A 14774-nucleotide genomic window follows, 5' to 3' on the forward strand; every position below is an offset into this window, starting at 1 on the left:
GCGGTTATATCCGCCAAACTTATGTCACCATCAGAAAGCGCCGGGTAAGTCCGTGACCCGGTGAGCACAGAGAGCGTTGGGAGTGAACCCGCGGAAGAGAGGATGTGAGGACGGGGGTCTGAACTATTCATGCCGGTAGAAAATATGTCACCCACATTAAAATTTCTGGGATAAATGATTACGTTTACATTAACAGACTGCAGGGCCCCTTTACACCCTAAGAGGCCCAAAGCAATGTAAAACTTAGTTAATTACGTCCTGGCGATGGTACCCACGCCACCATACTAGCAGATTCAGCGCGGCGACGATTGCCCCTATCCCACACACGCCTGACCAACCGGCATGCTGCCACGCCGAGGCTGAAATTAACGAACCCGCTGCGCCGCCAATAAAATAGCTGGTCATGTATCCGGCCGTGAGGCGGTTACGCGCCTCTGGCTTCACGCGGTAGATGACGGTCTGGTTAGTGATATGCACACCCTGCACGGTGAGGTCGAGTACCAGAATACCGACGATCAGCGCCAGTACAGAGGTATGGCCATACCAGATGGCTGCCCAGGAGAGCAGGAGCAGAATCAGCCCGGCAGAGGTCGTCAGATGGGATTTGCCTTTATCCGCCAGTCCGCCCGCCGGACGCGCGCCCAGAGCTCCCGCAGCGCCCGCCAGACCAAACAGACCAATCACCGCTTCGGAATAATTGAACGGCGGCGCGGCCAGCAGAAACGCCATTGAGGTCCATAAGATGCTGAAGTTGGCGAAGGTCAAACAGCCCAGCAACGCACGTGTACGCAGCAGTTTATCGTGTGTGAAGAGGCTGAAAACGGAGGCGAGAAGCTGCGGATAATTAAGGTGATTTTCCTGCTTCACCTTTGGCAGCCCGCGCCACAGGGCAAGCGCCATCACGGCCATCAGTACGCTCGCCACCCAATACACGGTACGCCAGCCACCAAGACTCGCCAGCAGCCCGGCGACGGTCCGCGCCAGCAAAATCCCCAGCAGCAGGCCGCTCATGATTGTTCCCACCACCTTGCCGCGCTTTTCCGGTGAGGCGAGAGTGGCGGCGAGCGGAACCAGAATCTGCGCCACGACGGAGAACAGACCCGTTAACGCGGTGCCGATAATCATCATCGTTAACGAGTGGCTGCTGGCGGTGATCAGCATCCCGCCTGCGGCCAGCAGGGTCATGGAGACAATCAGCATCCGACGCTCAAACATATCGCCCAGCGGCACGAGGAAAAGCAGCCCGGCGGCATAGCCAAGCTGCGCGGCGGTGACAATAAAGCCAGCTGAGCTGGCAGAAAGGTTAAATGCGCGGGCGATGGTATCGAGCAGTGGCTGCGCGTAGTAGTTACTGGCGACTGCCAGACCCGTTGCCACGGACATTAAAAGGATGAGTGCCGGGCTAAGCCCTTGAGTTGTTTTAGTCATCAGGTTCAGGAATCGTGAGTTAAGTGATTATTTTTCCGTGAACCATAATAGCGAATGATTGTGAATGTGGTGGGATTGTTACGTGCTGGATTGTGCGGTTTAGGGGAGTTAACCCTCTCCCGTGGGGAGAGGGCAGGTCTGAAGGGCTCTTATGACTTCTGCGCGTCCATCGCTTCTTTTACCCAGCCATCAAACTGCTGCTGGTGGGCTTTGATCCAGCCATCCACGTGGCCTTTGATGTCAGCTTCGGACGATTTCCCCGCGTGCATCATTGCGTTCTGGGCGTTGATGTCCGCCAGAGGCAGTTTCATCACCGAGAACAGCTTCGCTGCCGCCGGGTTTTTCTCAGCCCAGGCTTTGTTAGCAACGATATGCATCGTGTTTACCGGGAAGCCATAGTTCATGCCGTTTGGCAGTTTGGTGTCGATATCTTTCTGCTCGCCCGGCAGGGAAGAGAAGGGCACCTGCAGCCACACCACGTCTTTCCCCGGCTTCAGCACGTCGCTCACCCAGTACGGTGTCCAGGTGTAATAGATAACCGGTTTACCCTCTTTGAAGCGGGCAATGGTGTCGGCCATCATCGCCGAGTAGTTACCGTGGCTGACGTCGACCGTTTTCGCCAGGTCAAAGGCTTTGTTCTGGTGATTAATCACCGCCTCACAGCCCCAGCCCGGCGAGCAGCCCATCATGTCAGCTTTGCCGTCACCGTTGGTGTCGAACAGTTTGGCAATCTTCGGATCTTTCAGCTGCTCGATATTGGTGATGTGGTACTGGTCGGCTGTTTTCTTATCGATCAGATACCCCTGGGCCGCACCGGTCACGAAGGTGCCTTCGCGGTAGAATTTCTTATCCCCGCCGGCGGCGGCATACATGTCGTCGTGCAGCGGCTGCCAGTTGACGGCGGTAAAGGTGGCGTCACCGGAGGCAATCGAGGTGTAGCCCACGTTGTAATCCACTTCACTTGGGGTGTTGACCGTATAGCCCAGTTTTTCCAGCGCGCGGCTGACTAACAGCGTCTGGAAGGTCTCTTCTGAAATGGTGCTCTGCACCGGTTGCACGGTAATGCCTTTGCCCGGCAGGTCTGCAGCAAACGTGCTGGTGGAGACAAGGGTGGCAAACGCTGTGGCAAAAAGTACGCGATGTCGCATCGTTGTTCCTTATTTTCTGAATGGGCGGGTGATTAACCCGACAGGGCCGGTGCTATACCAGCGACGGTTGCCGCGACTGCGTGAATCACGACCGACAGCCTGCGTCAGGCGGTCAAGGATAATGGCGAGGATCACAATGCCGACGCCGCCCACGGTGGCCAGTCCCATATCAAGACGACCAATGCCGCGCAGCACCATCTGACCCAGTCCGCCGACGGCGATCATTGAGGCAATCACCACCATGGAGAGGGCCAGCATCAGCGTCTGGTTGACACCCGCCATGATGGTTGGCATCGCCAGCGGAAGCTGAACTTTAAACAGCATCTGGCGCGGGCTGGCACCAAATGAACGCGACGCCTCGATAAGATCGGCCGGTACCTGGTTAATCCCGAGTATCGTCAGACGAATGACCGGCGGCAGGGCGAAGATAATGGTCACCACGACGCCCGGCACGTTGCCGATACCAAACAGCATCACGATCGGCACCAGGTAGACAAACGCGGGGGTGGTCTGCATCGCATCCAGCAGCGGACGAATAATCTTCGCCGCCCGCGGACTGCGCGCCAGCCAGATCCCCATCGGCAGGCCGATAGCGACGCAGAAGAGCAGTGCGGTGAGCACCAGCGCTAAGGTGATCATTGCCTGCGACCAGGCGCCAATCGCGCCGATGGCAATCAGTGAGATCAGCGTGGCGACACCCATGCCGGCGCTGCCAAACTGCCAGGCAATCAGGGAGAAGAGCACAATAGCGACCGGCGCGGGCATGCCGAGCATCAGCTGCTGGAAACCGTTCAGGATGTAATCCACCGGTACGCGGATCCCCTGGAAGACTGGACGGAAGTGAGTCACTACCCAGTCGATCCCCTCCGTGACCCAGCTATCCAGCGGGATCAGCGTCTTATGAAACGGATCCATAATATTGAAGTGCTCTGGCGCAGGAGCCGGTGCACTGTTGAGCCAGTCCGCCGCGCCGCCATCGGTTGGCGCAGGCGTGGAAGACCCCCACGCATCGGCAGATTGAGCAGCGCTGTCCGCCGCCTCGGTGGTTCCCCACGGGTTAGATTGATCAGCCATTGTTTGTCCCCTCGCGATCTAAAGCCTGCAGCAACATGCGTTTTGAGATGATGCCGACGTACTGTTGTTCCTCACTGACTACCGGTACGGCACACGGGGCCTGACCAACGTGAGAGAGCAGCTCGCTGAGCGGCGTTTCGGCGTCCACGGCAAGCGGGGAGTCGATAACCGCCGCATCAATACCCTGATTTTCGCTGAGCGCGGTTTTCAGGGAGTCGATGGAAACAATGCCAACAAATTTATTACCGCGTTCGATCAGATAACCGTATTCCCGATCTTCATCCTGCAACAGTTTCAGTGCAGAGCGCGGACCAAAGCCCGGTGTTTTGCGGATAAGACCGTTCGGTGAACGACGGGCGATATCTTTCGCACTAAAGACCTGGCTAATATCCACGCCGCGGAAGAAGGTGCGCACATAATCATTGGCCGGATTATTTAGAATTTCATCCGGCGTGCCGACCTGCACTACTTCACCATTTTGCATAATGGCAATACGGTCACCAATACGCATGGCTTCATCAAGATCGTGGGAAATAAAAACAATGGTACGTTGATGTTTAGCCTGTAATTTTACCAGCTCATCCTGCATCTCGGTGCGAATTAATGGATCGAGTGCCGAGAAGGCTTCATCCATTAATAAAATGTCTGGGTTAATGGCTAATGCGCGGGCTAATCCGACACGCTGGCGCATCCCGCCAGAAAGCTCATCCGGGTAGGCATGCGCATAATTCTCGAGGCCCACCTGACGTAATGCATCCAGCGCTTTTTCCTGACGTTCATTAGCGGTAACGCCCGCTAATTCCATGCCAAAGGCGGCATTATCCAGCACCGTCATATGCGGCATCAGCGCAAATGACTGGAACACCATTGCAATCTTCTTTCTGCGCACCTCGCGAAGTTCAGCCTCTGATATTCTGGCGATATCAATGCCATCAATCAGTACCTGTCCACGGGTGGGTTCAATCAGGCGATTGAGAAGGCGAACCATAGTGGATTTACCCGAACCGGATAACCCCATGATGACAAAAATCTCGCCTTCTTCAATGGCCAGACTGGCGTCTTTAACGCCAAGCGACAGCCCGGTTTTTTCCAGAATTTGCTCTTTTGAAAGGCCTTTCTCAATATATTTGAATGCGCGCTGAGGATGCTCGCCAAATACTTTATAAAGATTTTTCACTTCTAATTTAATTGCCATGCAATAGAGAGTGTCCTGTTATTTGTTTATGTCGATATCATTACCATGGTAAATAGTTAACTGGCATTACCCTAACATACTGAGAATCTGAGACAACCCTGGGTTTGCTTATGGCAGGAATTTTGCCGTAAGCGAAACGGCTGAATTTCCCATGAGTAAAGGGCTGAGCGTGGTTTGAATTTTTCTGAATTTTTTGCTTTTGCACAGCGACATTTCGCCTGAATCGGAGTGATTCAGGCGAATATGAACGGGGAATTACAGTGTAGTTGCCCGTGAAATATTAGGGAGGAAATTGTTAGATTTATATTAAATTAATGAACGTTAATCCGCTCATTAAAAATCCCAGTCCTCATCTTCGGTCTCCACCGCTTTGCCCATCACATACGACGAACCAGACCCGGAGAAGAAATCGTGGTTTTCATCGGCGTTGGGTGACAGTGCCGCCAGGATCGCCGGGTTCACGTCGGCCATTTCCGGTGGGAAAAGCGCTTCGTAGCCGAGATTCATCAGCGCTTTATTGGCGTTGTAGCAAAGAAACGCTTTTACCTCCTCCTCCCAACCGGTACCGGCGTACAATTCTTCGGTATAACTCAGTTCGTTCTCGTACAAATCCATCAGCAAATCGAGGGCAAAACCTTTTAACGCTTCGCGCTTATCTTCGCTGACGTTCTCCAGTCCCCTCTGATATTTATAGCCGATGTAGTACCCGTGTACGGCTTCATCACGAATGATGAGGCGAATCAAATCGGCGGTGTTGGTCAGCTTGCCGCGGCTCGACCAGTACATCGGTAACCAGAAGCCCGAATAGAACAGGAAGGATTCGAGAAACGCGCTGGCAATTTTTTTCTTCAGCGGTTCGTCGGCCTGATAATACTCCAGCACCAGGCTGGCCTTTCGCTGCAATGACTCGCTTTCTTCGCTCCAGGTGTACGCCGCGTCCACATCTTTGGTCTGGCACAGCGTCGAAAAAATCGAGCTGTAGGAGCGGGCATGGACCGCCTCCATAAAGCTGATGTTCGACATCACCGCCTCTTCGTGAGGCGTCAGCGCGTCGGCCATCAGCGCAGGGGCACCGACGGTATTTTGAATGGTGTCCAGCAGCGTCAGGCCGGTGAACACACGTATCGTCAGCTGCTGTTCGGCGTGGCTGAGGGTTTGCCAGGCCGGAATATCGTTTGAAAGCGGGACTTTTTCCGGCAGCCAGAAGTTGCTGGTCAGGCGGTTCCACACCTCCAGGTCTTTATCATCCTGAATTTTATTCCAGTTAACGGCACTCACGCGTGACAGTTTCATCCTTTCTCCTTACAGCGCGCAGGACACGCAGCCTTCAATTTCGGTGCCTTCCAGCGCACGCTGGCGCAGGCGAATGTAGTAGAGGGTTTTGATCCCTCTCTTCCAGGCGTAAATCTGCGCCCGGTTGATGTCACGCGTGGTGGCGGTGTCCGGGAAGAAGAGCGTCAGCGACAGCCCCTGATCCACGTGTTTTGTCGCCTCGGCGTAGGTATCAATAATTTTCTCAGGGCCAATCTCATACGCGTCCTGATACAGGGCCAGATTGTCGTTGGTCATAAACGGGGCAGGGTAGTAAACGCGCCCGGTCTTACCTTCCTTGCGGATCTCAATCTTCGACACAATCGGGTGGATACTCGACGTGGCGTGGTTAATGTAAGAGATTGATCCGGTTGGCGGTACGGCCTGCAGATTCTGGTTATAGATGCCGTAACGCATTATATCGTCCCGCAGCTGCTGCCACATCTCGCGGGTGGGCAGGAGAACCCCGGCATCGGCAAACAGCTGGCGCACTTTGTCGGTTTTCGGCTGCCAGTCTCCTTCCAGATATGGCCTGAAGTACTCTCCGCTGGCGTAACGCGACTGTTCAAAGCCCGCAAAGCGCTGGTTACGCTCGCGCGCCAGCATCATTGAGGTATGCAGCGCATGCCAGGTAATGGTGTAAAAATAGAGGTTGGTGAAATCCAGTCCTTCCGGGCTACCGTAGGCGATACCTTCCCGCGCCAGATAGCCGTGCAGGTTCATCTGCCCAAGGCCGATGGCGTGCGAGGCGGCATTACCGGCTTCAATCGACGGCACGCTGCGGATGTGGCTCATGTCTGACACCGCGGTCAGCCCGCGAATGGCGGTCTCCACCGTGCGGCCAAAATCGGGGGAGTCCATGGTGTGGGCAATATTCAGCGACCCGAGGTTACAGGAGATGTCTTTGCCGATGTCGGCGTAGTCCAGGTTTTCGTCATACGTGGATGCGCTGTTCACCTGCAATATCTCGGAGCAGAGGTTGCTCATATTGATTCGCCCGGCAATCGGGTTCGCACGGTTGACCGTATCTTCATACATGATGTACGGATAGCCGGACTCAAACTGAATTTCGGCCAGCGTCTGGAAGAAATCGCGGGCGTTAATGTACTTCTTACGAATGCGATCGTCGGCCACCAGATCGTGATACAGGGCGCTTATCGCCACATCACCAAACGCTTTCCCGTAAATACGCTCAATGTCGTATGGCGAGAAGAGCGCCATCTCGGCATTTTCTTTGGCGAGCGCAAAGGTGATATCCGGAATCACCACCCCAAGCGACAGGGTCTTAATGCGGATTTTTTCATCGGCGTTTTCACGTTTGGTATCCAGGAAGCGCAGGATATCCGGATGGTGCGCGTGCAGATAGACCGCCCCCGCGCCCTGACGCGCCCCCAGCTGGTTGGCATACGAGAAAGCATCTTCCAGCATTTTCATGACCGGAATCACGCCGGAGGACTGGTTTTCGATACGCTTAATTGGCGCACCGGCTTCACGCAGGTTCGACAGCAGAAACGCCACACCGCCACCGCGTTTAGAGAGCTGCAGCGCCGAATTCACCGCGCGACCAATCGACTCCATATTGTCTTCGATGCGCAGCAGGAAGCAGGAGACCAGCTCGCCGCGCTGAGCTTTTCCGCAATTGAGAAAGGTCGGTGTGGCGGGCTGGAAACGGCCGGAGAGCATCTCATCCATCAGGCGTTCTGCCAGCGTTTCATCGCCCTGCGCGAGCGTCAGGGCAACCATCACCACGCGGTCCTCGAAGCTTTCAAGATAGCGTTTGCCGTCGAATGTTTTCAGGGTATAGCTGGTGTAAAACTTCCATGCGCCAAGAAACGTCTGGAAACGAAAACCGCGGATATGGGCCTGCCCGAACAGCGTCTCCACAAAGGCACGATCGTACCGGGCCAGCACGCGCTCTTCGTAATAGCCTTCCTTGACCAGATAATCGAGACGTTCATTCTGGCTTGCAAAGGTCATGCTGTTGGGGCGGACGTGGGTGGCGATAAACGCCTCCACCGCCTCATGATCTTTGCCAAACTGAATGTGCCCCTCACGGTCATAGAGGTTCAGCATCGCGTTTAATGCGTGGTAATCCGGTGTCGCCTGAATTACACGTTCTGCGGTTGTCGTTGCCAAAATTCGTTCACTCCTTTACGCACGTTCTCTACGTCCTGCTGTGTCCCCATCAGTTCAAAACGATAGAGATACGGCACGCCGCATTTTTGAGAAATGACATCCCCGGCACGGCCAAAGGCATCGCCGAAATTGCGATTGCCCGCCGCGATAACGCCGCGAATAAGCTGTCGGTTGTGGGGATCGTTGAGAAAGCGGATCACCTGGCGAGGCACGGCCCCCGCGGTGCCACCTCCACCATAGCTCGGGACCACCAGAATGTAGGGGTCGTCTATCCGGATCCGTTCCCGCTCATTAAGCGGGATACGTATCGCAGGCAGCCCGACGCGCTCAATAAAGCGGAGCGTGTTTTCCGAGCTGCTGGAGAAGTAGACCAGCCCACTCATGCCCTGGCGGCCTGGGCGGCGAGGCGGTTAATCATGTCGGGGCGAAAGCCGGACCAGCTGGTCTCCCCGGCGACGACGACCGGCAGCTGGCGAAAACCTTGTGCCCGCAGGGTATCGGCAGCTTCGGGCTGCAGGTCTATGTTTACCATCTCAAAGGCCACTCCACGGCTTTCCATTGCACGTTTTGTCGCGTGGCACTGAACACAATCGTTACGAGTGTAAATAATAATGCTCATGATTCGTATTTCCATTTAAAATGAGAGAGCGGCGCGAATCATCGCGTCAGGTTGTGTGTATCTTGCTAAAGGGAATACTAGATGTAGTTGTCGTAAGATTCAACCATACAAGATATGGGAATTTCAGATTGATATGGCCCCGATGATGAGCACAGCGGGGCAGGGCGGGCTGTACGGCTTTTTCAGGCGCGCAGGCAAAGAAAAGCCCCGGGGGCTGACGCGACCGGGGCGGATACGGACAGGCTGAGACGACTATTTGCGCAGGCTAAGCAGCGCCCCCACGAAGATACCCACCGCGGCTACCGTACCAAGCGTACAGAGGGGTTTTTCGCGAACGAAGGTATTGGCGCAGCTGATGGCATCGCAGGCAGCCTGCGTGGTGCGCGAACGCCCATTCATGCGGGCGCGGGTTTCACGTAGCAAAGACTGAGCCTTACGTTTTGCGGCATCCGCTTCGTCCTTCGCACCGGAACCCCAGGATTTCAGCACTTCTTCCAGCGAGTCCGCTAATTGGCTGACATCGTTACGAATATCCTGCGTGTCGTCGTTAATATCGTTTCGGTTCGGTCTGTTAAACATACGATCCTCCGTAATTTTGCGTTCCCGTTTAGTTTAGTCCAGAAATTTAATATCTGAAGCGCGTCACGCGTTATCTGGCAGTTTATGGAATATTCTGAAAGCCCTGCTAATGCTGAATACTGTAAGGTTGCCGGGCAGGAAAAGATAACGAGGAAAAGATATGTATTTACGACCTGATGAGGTGGCGCGCGTTCTTGAAAAAGAGGGATTCACCATGGATGAGGTGACATCAAAAGCGTATGGATATCGCCGTGGCGAGAATTATGTTTACGTTAATCGTGAAGCAAGAATGGGACGTACCGCTCTCATTATTCACCCGACGCTGAAAGACAGAAGTTTGTCATTTGCTGAGCCTGCCTCGGATATTAAAACCTGCGATCATTATCAGCAATTCCCACTGTATTTAGGTGGTGAAACGCATGAACATTATGGTATTCCGCATGGCTTCAGTTCGCGTATGGCGCTGGAGCGGTTTTTGAAGGGACTGTTTGGCGACGTACAGTAAATCTGCGACTGGCATTCGCCAGTCGCCTCACATCATGCTTTGGCCTGGCTGTACTGGCTGACCTTAAACAGGCGGCGACAGTAGTCGAGAAAATAGCCATACACCGCACCCATCAGCATTGAAATCACGATATTTGAACTGACCGCTGCGACGATTTGATGCCAGTCTGCGCCCACTGTCAGCAGAATAGCCACATAAACCGGCGACTGGAACGTCACGTATGCCAGAACGTCGGCGAGGTTTTTCACCCACCCTGACGGGCTAATACGACGCGCAAAGCGCATGACCGCATCGCGGTATAATCCGTAAGGCCACGCAATAATAATGTTGACCGGAATTGCCACCAGACGAGAAGAAAGTGACTGCTCAAAGGACATTCCGGAGAGGAAAATTTCGATCAGCATGTTCACGACGGAACAGTAAACCACCATCGCGAAGGTATCCGCTACCGCATGGCGCAGGCGAGATTGCGGTGAGAACATGTCTGAACTCCTTGAGAAGAACACAATAGAAACGATTTTCCCTCAGCGGTTAGTGCTTTAGGTTGGTTTGTCAGTCGTGTATAGCGTATATCTCTGCCTTTGAACTAACAACTAGTTATTAATTTTTATTTAGTCGCGTTTTGTCCACAAAATTCTCTAAAATTGCGTGTTTTTTGTTCGGTTCGTTATAATCTGTCCCTGCTGTCAGTTTTTGTATGTAAATCAATCTGTTGATCTTGAGCATGCCGAAGCGAACGTTCTGCCCGAACGACGACAGTGCGGCATGCTTTGATTTGGATTAAATCTAACCGTTTATACTGAGATAAAGATTGAATCCGGCGGTATCGACAGTTATCCGCGGATATTATTAAACGCGATATTTTAAAACATTTACATTTTTAGCAAGACGTGCCCGCGGGTAGATATTCCAGGCGAAATGAATTATTCTCTTGTCGATTTTTCGATTTACCCTAAAGAAAAGGTTTTCAAATATATGTCTTTGACGTTACAGAATCTTAATAATATCCGAACTCTGCGTGCGATGGCGCGTGAATTATCCCTGGACGTTCTTGAAGAAATGCTGGAAAAAGTCAGGGTCGTTGCTGAAGAGAAACGGAGTGAGCTGGCGGAATTAGAGCAACAACGCGCTGAGCAGCAGGAAAAAATTAATGCCCTGCTGGAACTGATGAAAGCTGATGGTATTTCACCGTCCGATCTCCTCGGTTCAGATATGGCGCAGGCCGGTAAGCCAGCGAAAAAACGTAAACCGCGTGAAGCGAAATATCGCTTTATTGATCTCAACGGTGAAGAGAAAACATGGACCGGTCAGGGACGTACGCCAAAGCCTATTGCCAATGCGCTGGCAAACGGTAAATCACTGGATGATTTTCTGATTTAATCCATGAGCCGGGCGGAAGACACCGCCCGGTTGCCTGTTTAGCAGACGCCGAAATCACCCTCTTCGGTATACAGGGCCAGGTCTGCGGCCTTCAGGGTAAATTTCTCGCCTTGCTCATTGCTGGCCTGAACCGCCACAACGCTATCGCCGTTCACTTCGAGTACTTTCAGTTTTGGGCCGCCTTTACGCGGTTGCACATAATCACCGACAGAAAACATACTACCTCCTCATCGTTTCAATGATCTTCACCTTAGCCCACGTCTGATGCCGGGTACAGCGTATTTCACCGATTACTGCTTACGAGGTACGCCGGTTCCAAGGCATCACTTTCAGCAGTCTCGCCATTCCGCAAAACCCGGTCAGACCGGCAAACAGCAGCCCGGCACCCACAAAGCCGCTCAGCAGGAAAAAGCCGCTGGAGAGCGTAAAGCCCAGCACGACCCCGCACAAGGTGAGCAGCCCGGCGGCAATTTGCACCTGACGCATCAACGGCAGCGGCTGTGATGTATCTTCCTGCGTGATCAACCCGGCCTGCTTCCACCCCTGAATTCCGCCTTCAACGATAAACGCCTGAGCAGGCGCGGCAGCCTGAGCAAGGCGGGCTGCGTTCGAGGATGTCCGGGCGCCAGACTGGCAGTGAAAAATCACCGTTTCGCCCGCGTGCGTCTCAAGCCCGCCGGGTAAGGTGTCCAGCGGCACGGACCGGGCGGCGGGAATATGCTCGCGGGCATATTCGTCGGGATCGCGAATATCGATCAGTTTTGCACCTTCAGCAACGAGCGCATTGGCCTGCTGGGGTGAAATGAGCGGTAGTGACATGGTGGCTCCTTACGGGCAATAGAGGCTTTTCAGGGTGCTGATCAGCTGATGCACCGCATCGTTTTTAATGAAATACAGGATGCGCTGCGCTTCACGGGTGCTGTCGATAAGCCCCTCTTCACGCATACGCGCCAGATGTTGTGACGTGGCGGATGGGCTAAGCCCCGTCGCCCGCGCCAGATCGCCCGCGCTGGTACCCGGTGTACCGCACAGCATGCAGAGGATCAGCAACCGACGCGGATTGCTCATCGCTTTTAACAGGGCTGCGGCCTGTCCGGCGCTGGCCTGAAGTTGTTCGAGTTCAGTCATATTAGTTTAGTCTTTTCTTAATTAAGGAAACTCTAAACTAATGAGGAGGATTAAGCCAGTGTCAAAAGCGTAAAAGAGGGTAAAAGGGCGATAAAGAGATGGCGCAGGCCGTTAAACTGGCTACGCTTAGAGAATGTTCTCTTTTGTATTTTCAATTGGTTAGCTTGCACGGAGTCGTTATGGGTTTTTGGCGTATTGTCTTTACTATTATCCTGCCACCGCTGGGCGTGCTGCTTGGCAAAGGGTTTGGCTGGGCGTTTATCATTAACATCGTTCTGACCTTACTGGGCTACATCCCTGGTCTTATTCACGCGTTTTGGGTGCAAAGCAAAAACTAAGCGCGCCACAGTAGATCGCTGTATATCCCGGTCAGCACGCCCTGTGGACCAAACTGCTGTTTGATCCAGCGCGTGACCTGGCCGGTCGCCGCATGCTGCGTGGCAAGCAGCATGCGTGAATCCTGACGCGGATTATTGATTCGCCGCGTGACCAGCAGCCCGTCCTCCACCGCCTCGCGGGCCATATACTCCGGTAAAAAACCAATCCCGTCCCCAAGGATCTGACACTGGCATTTGGTGTTGAAGTCGGGCACCAGAATCGCCTCCTGGCCGTGCAGCAGCCAGCCGACCTTCTTGTTTATAGTGTGCGCCGTGTCTTCCACCATGATGTTGGGGTACAGACGCAGCTGGCTTTCGGCTATCGGCTCCGGCACGAAGGCCAGAGGGTGTTCCGGCGCGATGGCGAATACCCAACGGATGGCACCGATCTCGGTGTAATCAATGCCGCCGCCGTCGAGCAGCGTATCCGGTGCGCCAATCGCGATATTGGCCTGGTTGTTGATGATGGAGTCCCAGACGCCGTTGTAGACCTCGGTCGTGACGGTGATCTGGCAGGTAGGAAACTGTTTTTTCAGCACCTGCAACAGCCGCGCCGTATGGCGTGGGGTGTACAAAAGCTGATTGATGCAGATGCGGACCCGCGCCTCAATGCCCTGCGAAATGGTGTCTATCCCGCGCTTGATGGCATGAAAATCATTCAGCAGGTCGGTCGCTTTACGGTAAAAGTAAAACCCCGACTCGGTCAGCTCAATGCTGCGCGTATTGCGTACAAACAGCACCACATCCAGCCCGGTCTCCATACGCTTGATGGTGTAACTGATGGCAGAGGTGGTTACGCCAAGCTCGGTGGCGGCTTTGCTGAAGCTGCCAAAGCGTGCGGCCGTGGTGAAGGCCAGCAGGTTCTCTTCAGTAAAGATGGAATTCATATTACGGCTCCTGGTAGCCATCAGTTTTGAACATATTTTAACAGCGCTGTTACAACGCATATGACGGCGGTCACAGTTCTGATTATTTGCGTCGAGCCGCGTCATATCAGGCTTCATCAGGCATAAGCAGAATGCTGTCTGAGGCGAATAAAAGCGCTAAAACATAAGTAAAAGATTGCACGGCCGCACATTTTGGCTGAATTGTTGAATTTAACTCAATAATGAATTGACTGTCGATGAATGATTTTTAAGCGGATTCTTTTCTCACCAGGCTGTTGCTATTCTCAGGTCATGAGCAATACATCATGGGGAGTCTGAATATGTCTGCGAACGAACTCGTTACTGAATTTTTGCTGGCGGCAGAGCAGGGCAATATTGACGGGCTAAAAGCCTGCCTGGAAAAAGGTGTCGATATTAATGCCACTCAACGCCAGAAAAGAACGGCCGTTATTATTGCCAGTCTGAAAAAGCATTATGACTGCGTGGCATTTTTAATTGCCGCCGGAGCAGATATTGATCAACAGGATCAGACCTGTTTTAACCCCTTCCTGATTAGCTGCCTGACAAATGATTTAACCCTGCTGCGAATAGTCTTACCCGCCAACCCGGATCTTGATCGCCTGACCCGCTTCGGTGGCGTCGGCATTACGCCTGCCAGCGAGAAAGGGCACGTTGAGATTGTGCGCGAGCTGCTGGAGAAAACCGATATTAACGTCAACCACACCAACTTCGTGGGCTGGACGCCGCTACTGGAAGCGATTGTCCTCAACGATGGCGGCGCGAAACAGCAGGAAATTGTAAAGCTGTTACTGGATAACGGCGCAAATCCGCACATGACCGATAAATACGGCAAAACCCCGCTCGAACTGGCGCGGGAAAAAGGCTACCACCAGATAGCAGACCTGCTGCTGGCCGCAGGCGCGTAATTCCTTCGGCCAGCCTTTTCCGGCTGGTCGCTCATTCAGACAGTATTTTACCGACGTGCCTATTGCACGACGGCGGCCCCC

The 14774-nt window shown here is 53.7% G+C and carries 18 protein-coding genes; 4 read left to right on the plus strand and 14 right to left on the minus strand.

Annotated elements, in window-relative coordinates; all coding sequences use genetic code 11:
- Positions 1-243: 243 nt before the first annotated feature.
- From BJP35_RS06315 to BJP35_RS06355, 9 genes are all read right to left on the minus strand, one after another.
- A complete protein-coding gene (locus BJP35_RS06315; protein WP_047366131.1) occupies positions 244-1428 on the minus strand; it encodes an MFS transporter in 1185 nt (394 codons plus the stop codon).
- A gap of 149 nt (positions 1429-1577) precedes the next feature.
- Positions 1578-2576, minus strand: a complete 999-nt coding sequence (proX, locus tag BJP35_RS06320) for a glycine betaine/L-proline ABC transporter substrate-binding protein ProX (protein WP_014171321.1) — start codon at positions 2574-2576, stop codon at positions 1578-1580.
- 9 nt (positions 2577-2585) lie between these two features.
- Positions 2586-3650 carry a glycine betaine/L-proline ABC transporter permease ProW gene (proW, locus tag BJP35_RS06325; RefSeq protein ID WP_014171320.1) on the minus strand — a complete coding sequence of 355 codons (1065 nt, stop codon included), beginning with the start codon at positions 3648-3650 and terminating at the stop codon, positions 2586-2588.
- A complete protein-coding gene (gene proV / locus BJP35_RS06330) occupies positions 3643-4845 on the minus strand; it encodes a glycine betaine/L-proline ABC transporter ATP-binding protein ProV (RefSeq protein WP_014171319.1) in 1203 nt (400 codons plus the stop codon). The genes proW and proV overlap by 8 nt, the downstream gene beginning before the upstream one ends.
- A 333-nt stretch (positions 4846-5178) precedes the next feature.
- A complete protein-coding gene (nrdF, locus tag BJP35_RS06335) occupies positions 5179-6138 on the minus strand; it encodes a class 1b ribonucleoside-diphosphate reductase subunit beta (protein WP_086462967.1) in 960 nt (319 codons plus the stop codon).
- A gap of 9 nt (positions 6139-6147) precedes the next feature.
- Entirely contained in the window at positions 6148-8292 is a 2145-nt protein-coding gene (nrdE, locus tag BJP35_RS06340) for a class 1b ribonucleoside-diphosphate reductase subunit alpha (RefSeq protein ID WP_086462968.1), read from the minus strand.
- A complete protein-coding gene (gene nrdI, locus BJP35_RS06345) occupies positions 8265-8675 on the minus strand; it encodes a class Ib ribonucleoside-diphosphate reductase assembly flavoprotein NrdI (protein WP_032678828.1) in 411 nt (136 codons plus the stop codon). Before nrdI ends, nrdE begins: the two co-directional genes overlap by 28 nt.
- Entirely contained in the window at positions 8672-8911 is a 240-nt protein-coding gene (gene nrdH, locus BJP35_RS06350; protein WP_020883865.1) for a glutaredoxin-like protein NrdH, read from the minus strand. The genes nrdI and nrdH overlap by 4 nt, the downstream gene beginning before the upstream one ends.
- A 252-nt stretch (positions 8912-9163) precedes the next feature.
- The gene (locus BJP35_RS06355) at positions 9164-9490 is read right to left on the minus strand and encodes a DUF883 domain-containing protein (RefSeq protein WP_014171314.1); all 327 of its coding nucleotides are present in this window, start codon (positions 9488-9490) and stop codon (positions 9164-9166) included.
- A gap of 160 nt (positions 9491-9650) precedes the next feature.
- On the opposite strand from BJP35_RS06355, the gene BJP35_RS06360 reads away from it, so the two are divergent.
- Positions 9651-9995, plus strand: a complete 345-nt coding sequence (locus BJP35_RS06360) for a DUF2002 family protein (RefSeq protein WP_006811693.1) — start codon at positions 9651-9653, stop codon at positions 9993-9995.
- Between the two features lie 32 nt (positions 9996-10027).
- Here the strand turns inward: BJP35_RS06360 and alaE are convergent, their stop codons facing one another.
- Positions 10028-10477, minus strand: coding sequence for an L-alanine exporter AlaE (gene alaE / locus BJP35_RS06365; protein ID WP_020883866.1), 450 nt, complete (start codon positions 10475-10477; stop codon positions 10028-10030).
- Positions 10478-10970: 493 nt separating this feature from the next.
- Here alaE and stpA point away from each other — a divergent pair, with 493 nt between their 5' ends.
- Entirely contained in the window at positions 10971-11375 is a 405-nt protein-coding gene (stpA, locus tag BJP35_RS06370) for a DNA-binding protein StpA (protein WP_020883867.1), read from the plus strand.
- A gap of 38 nt (positions 11376-11413) precedes the next feature.
- On the opposite strand, the gene BJP35_RS06375 is transcribed toward stpA, so the two are convergent.
- From BJP35_RS06375 to BJP35_RS06385, 3 genes are all read right to left on the minus strand, one after another.
- Positions 11414-11593, minus strand: coding sequence for a hypothetical protein (locus BJP35_RS06375; protein ID WP_014171310.1), 180 nt, complete (start codon positions 11591-11593; stop codon positions 11414-11416).
- A 79-nt stretch (positions 11594-11672) separates the two neighbouring features.
- Positions 11673-12194, minus strand: a complete 522-nt coding sequence (locus BJP35_RS06380) for a rhodanese family protein (RefSeq protein ID WP_014171309.1) — start codon at positions 12192-12194, stop codon at positions 11673-11675.
- 9 nt (positions 12195-12203) lie between these two features.
- Positions 12204-12503 (minus strand): helix-turn-helix transcriptional regulator, encoded by a 300-nt coding sequence (locus BJP35_RS06385; RefSeq protein WP_020883869.1) that lies wholly within the window; start codon positions 12501-12503, stop codon positions 12204-12206.
- Positions 12504-12682: 179 nt separating this feature from the next.
- Between BJP35_RS06385 and BJP35_RS06390 the strand changes: the two genes are divergently transcribed.
- Positions 12683-12841, plus strand: coding sequence for a YqaE/Pmp3 family membrane protein (locus tag BJP35_RS06390; protein WP_032678825.1), 159 nt, complete (start codon positions 12683-12685; stop codon positions 12839-12841).
- On the opposite strand, the gene BJP35_RS06395 is transcribed toward BJP35_RS06390, so the two are convergent.
- Positions 12838-13767, minus strand: a complete 930-nt coding sequence (locus tag BJP35_RS06395; protein ID WP_020883871.1) for a LysR substrate-binding domain-containing protein — start codon at positions 13765-13767, stop codon at positions 12838-12840. The two genes, BJP35_RS06390 and BJP35_RS06395, sit on opposite strands and share 4 nt — an antisense overlap.
- A 320-nt stretch (positions 13768-14087) precedes the next feature.
- Here BJP35_RS06395 and BJP35_RS06400 point away from each other — a divergent pair, with 320 nt between their 5' ends.
- Positions 14088-14693 carry an ankyrin repeat domain-containing protein gene (locus tag BJP35_RS06400; RefSeq protein WP_020883872.1) on the plus strand — a complete coding sequence of 202 codons (606 nt, stop codon included), beginning with the start codon at positions 14088-14090 and terminating at the stop codon, positions 14691-14693.
- Positions 14694-14774: the final 81 nt, after the last annotated feature.

The organism is Enterobacter sp. J49 (assembly GCF_002148625.1).
Classification (GTDB): domain Bacteria; phylum Pseudomonadota; class Gammaproteobacteria; order Enterobacterales; family Enterobacteriaceae; genus Enterobacter; species Enterobacter ludwigii.

Bases quoted from the DNA above. Each gene is read 5' to 3' on its own strand.
- BJP35_RS06315 (WP_047366131.1), bottom strand. From the start codon at position 1,428: ATGACTAAAACAACTCAAGGGCTTAGCCCGGCACTCATCCTTTTAATG.
- proX (WP_014171321.1), bottom strand. From the start codon at position 2,576: ATGCGACATCGCGTACTTTTTGCCACAGCGTTTGCCACCCTTGTCTCC.
- proW (WP_014171320.1), bottom strand. From the start codon at position 3,650: ATGGCTGATCAATCTAACCCGTGGGGAACCACCGAGGCGGCGGACAGC.
- proV (WP_014171319.1), bottom strand. From the start codon at position 4,845: ATGGCAATTAAATTAGAAGTGAAAAATCTTTATAAAGTATTTGGCGAG.
- nrdF (WP_086462967.1), bottom strand. From the start codon at position 6,138: ATGAAACTGTCACGCGTGAGTGCCGTTAACTGGAATAAAATTCAGGAT.
- nrdI (WP_032678828.1), bottom strand. From the start codon at position 8,675: ATGAGTGGGCTGGTCTACTTCTCCAGCAGCTCGGAAAACACGCTCCGC.
- nrdH (WP_020883865.1), bottom strand. From the start codon at position 8,911: ATGAGCATTATTATTTACACTCGTAACGATTGTGTTCAGTGCCACGCG.
- BJP35_RS06355 (WP_014171314.1), bottom strand. From the start codon at position 9,490: ATGTTTAACAGACCGAACCGAAACGATATTAACGACGACACGCAGGAT.
- BJP35_RS06360 (WP_006811693.1), top strand. From the start codon at position 9,651: ATGTATTTACGACCTGATGAGGTGGCGCGCGTTCTTGAAAAAGAGGGA.
- alaE (WP_020883866.1), bottom strand. From the start codon at position 10,477: ATGTTCTCACCGCAATCTCGCCTGCGCCATGCGGTAGCGGATACCTTC.
- stpA (WP_020883867.1), top strand. From the start codon at position 10,971: ATGTCTTTGACGTTACAGAATCTTAATAATATCCGAACTCTGCGTGCG.
- BJP35_RS06375 (WP_014171310.1), bottom strand. From the start codon at position 11,593: ATGTTTTCTGTCGGTGATTATGTGCAACCGCGTAAAGGCGGCCCAAAA.
- BJP35_RS06380 (WP_014171309.1), bottom strand. From the start codon at position 12,194: ATGTCACTACCGCTCATTTCACCCCAGCAGGCCAATGCGCTCGTTGCT.
- BJP35_RS06385 (WP_020883869.1), bottom strand. From the start codon at position 12,503: ATGACTGAACTCGAACAACTTCAGGCCAGCGCCGGACAGGCCGCAGCC.
- BJP35_RS06390 (WP_032678825.1), top strand. From the start codon at position 12,683: ATGGGTTTTTGGCGTATTGTCTTTACTATTATCCTGCCACCGCTGGGC.
- BJP35_RS06395 (WP_020883871.1), bottom strand. From the start codon at position 13,767: ATGAATTCCATCTTTACTGAAGAGAACCTGCTGGCCTTCACCACGGCC.
- BJP35_RS06400 (WP_020883872.1), top strand. From the start codon at position 14,088: ATGTCTGCGAACGAACTCGTTACTGAATTTTTGCTGGCGGCAGAGCAG.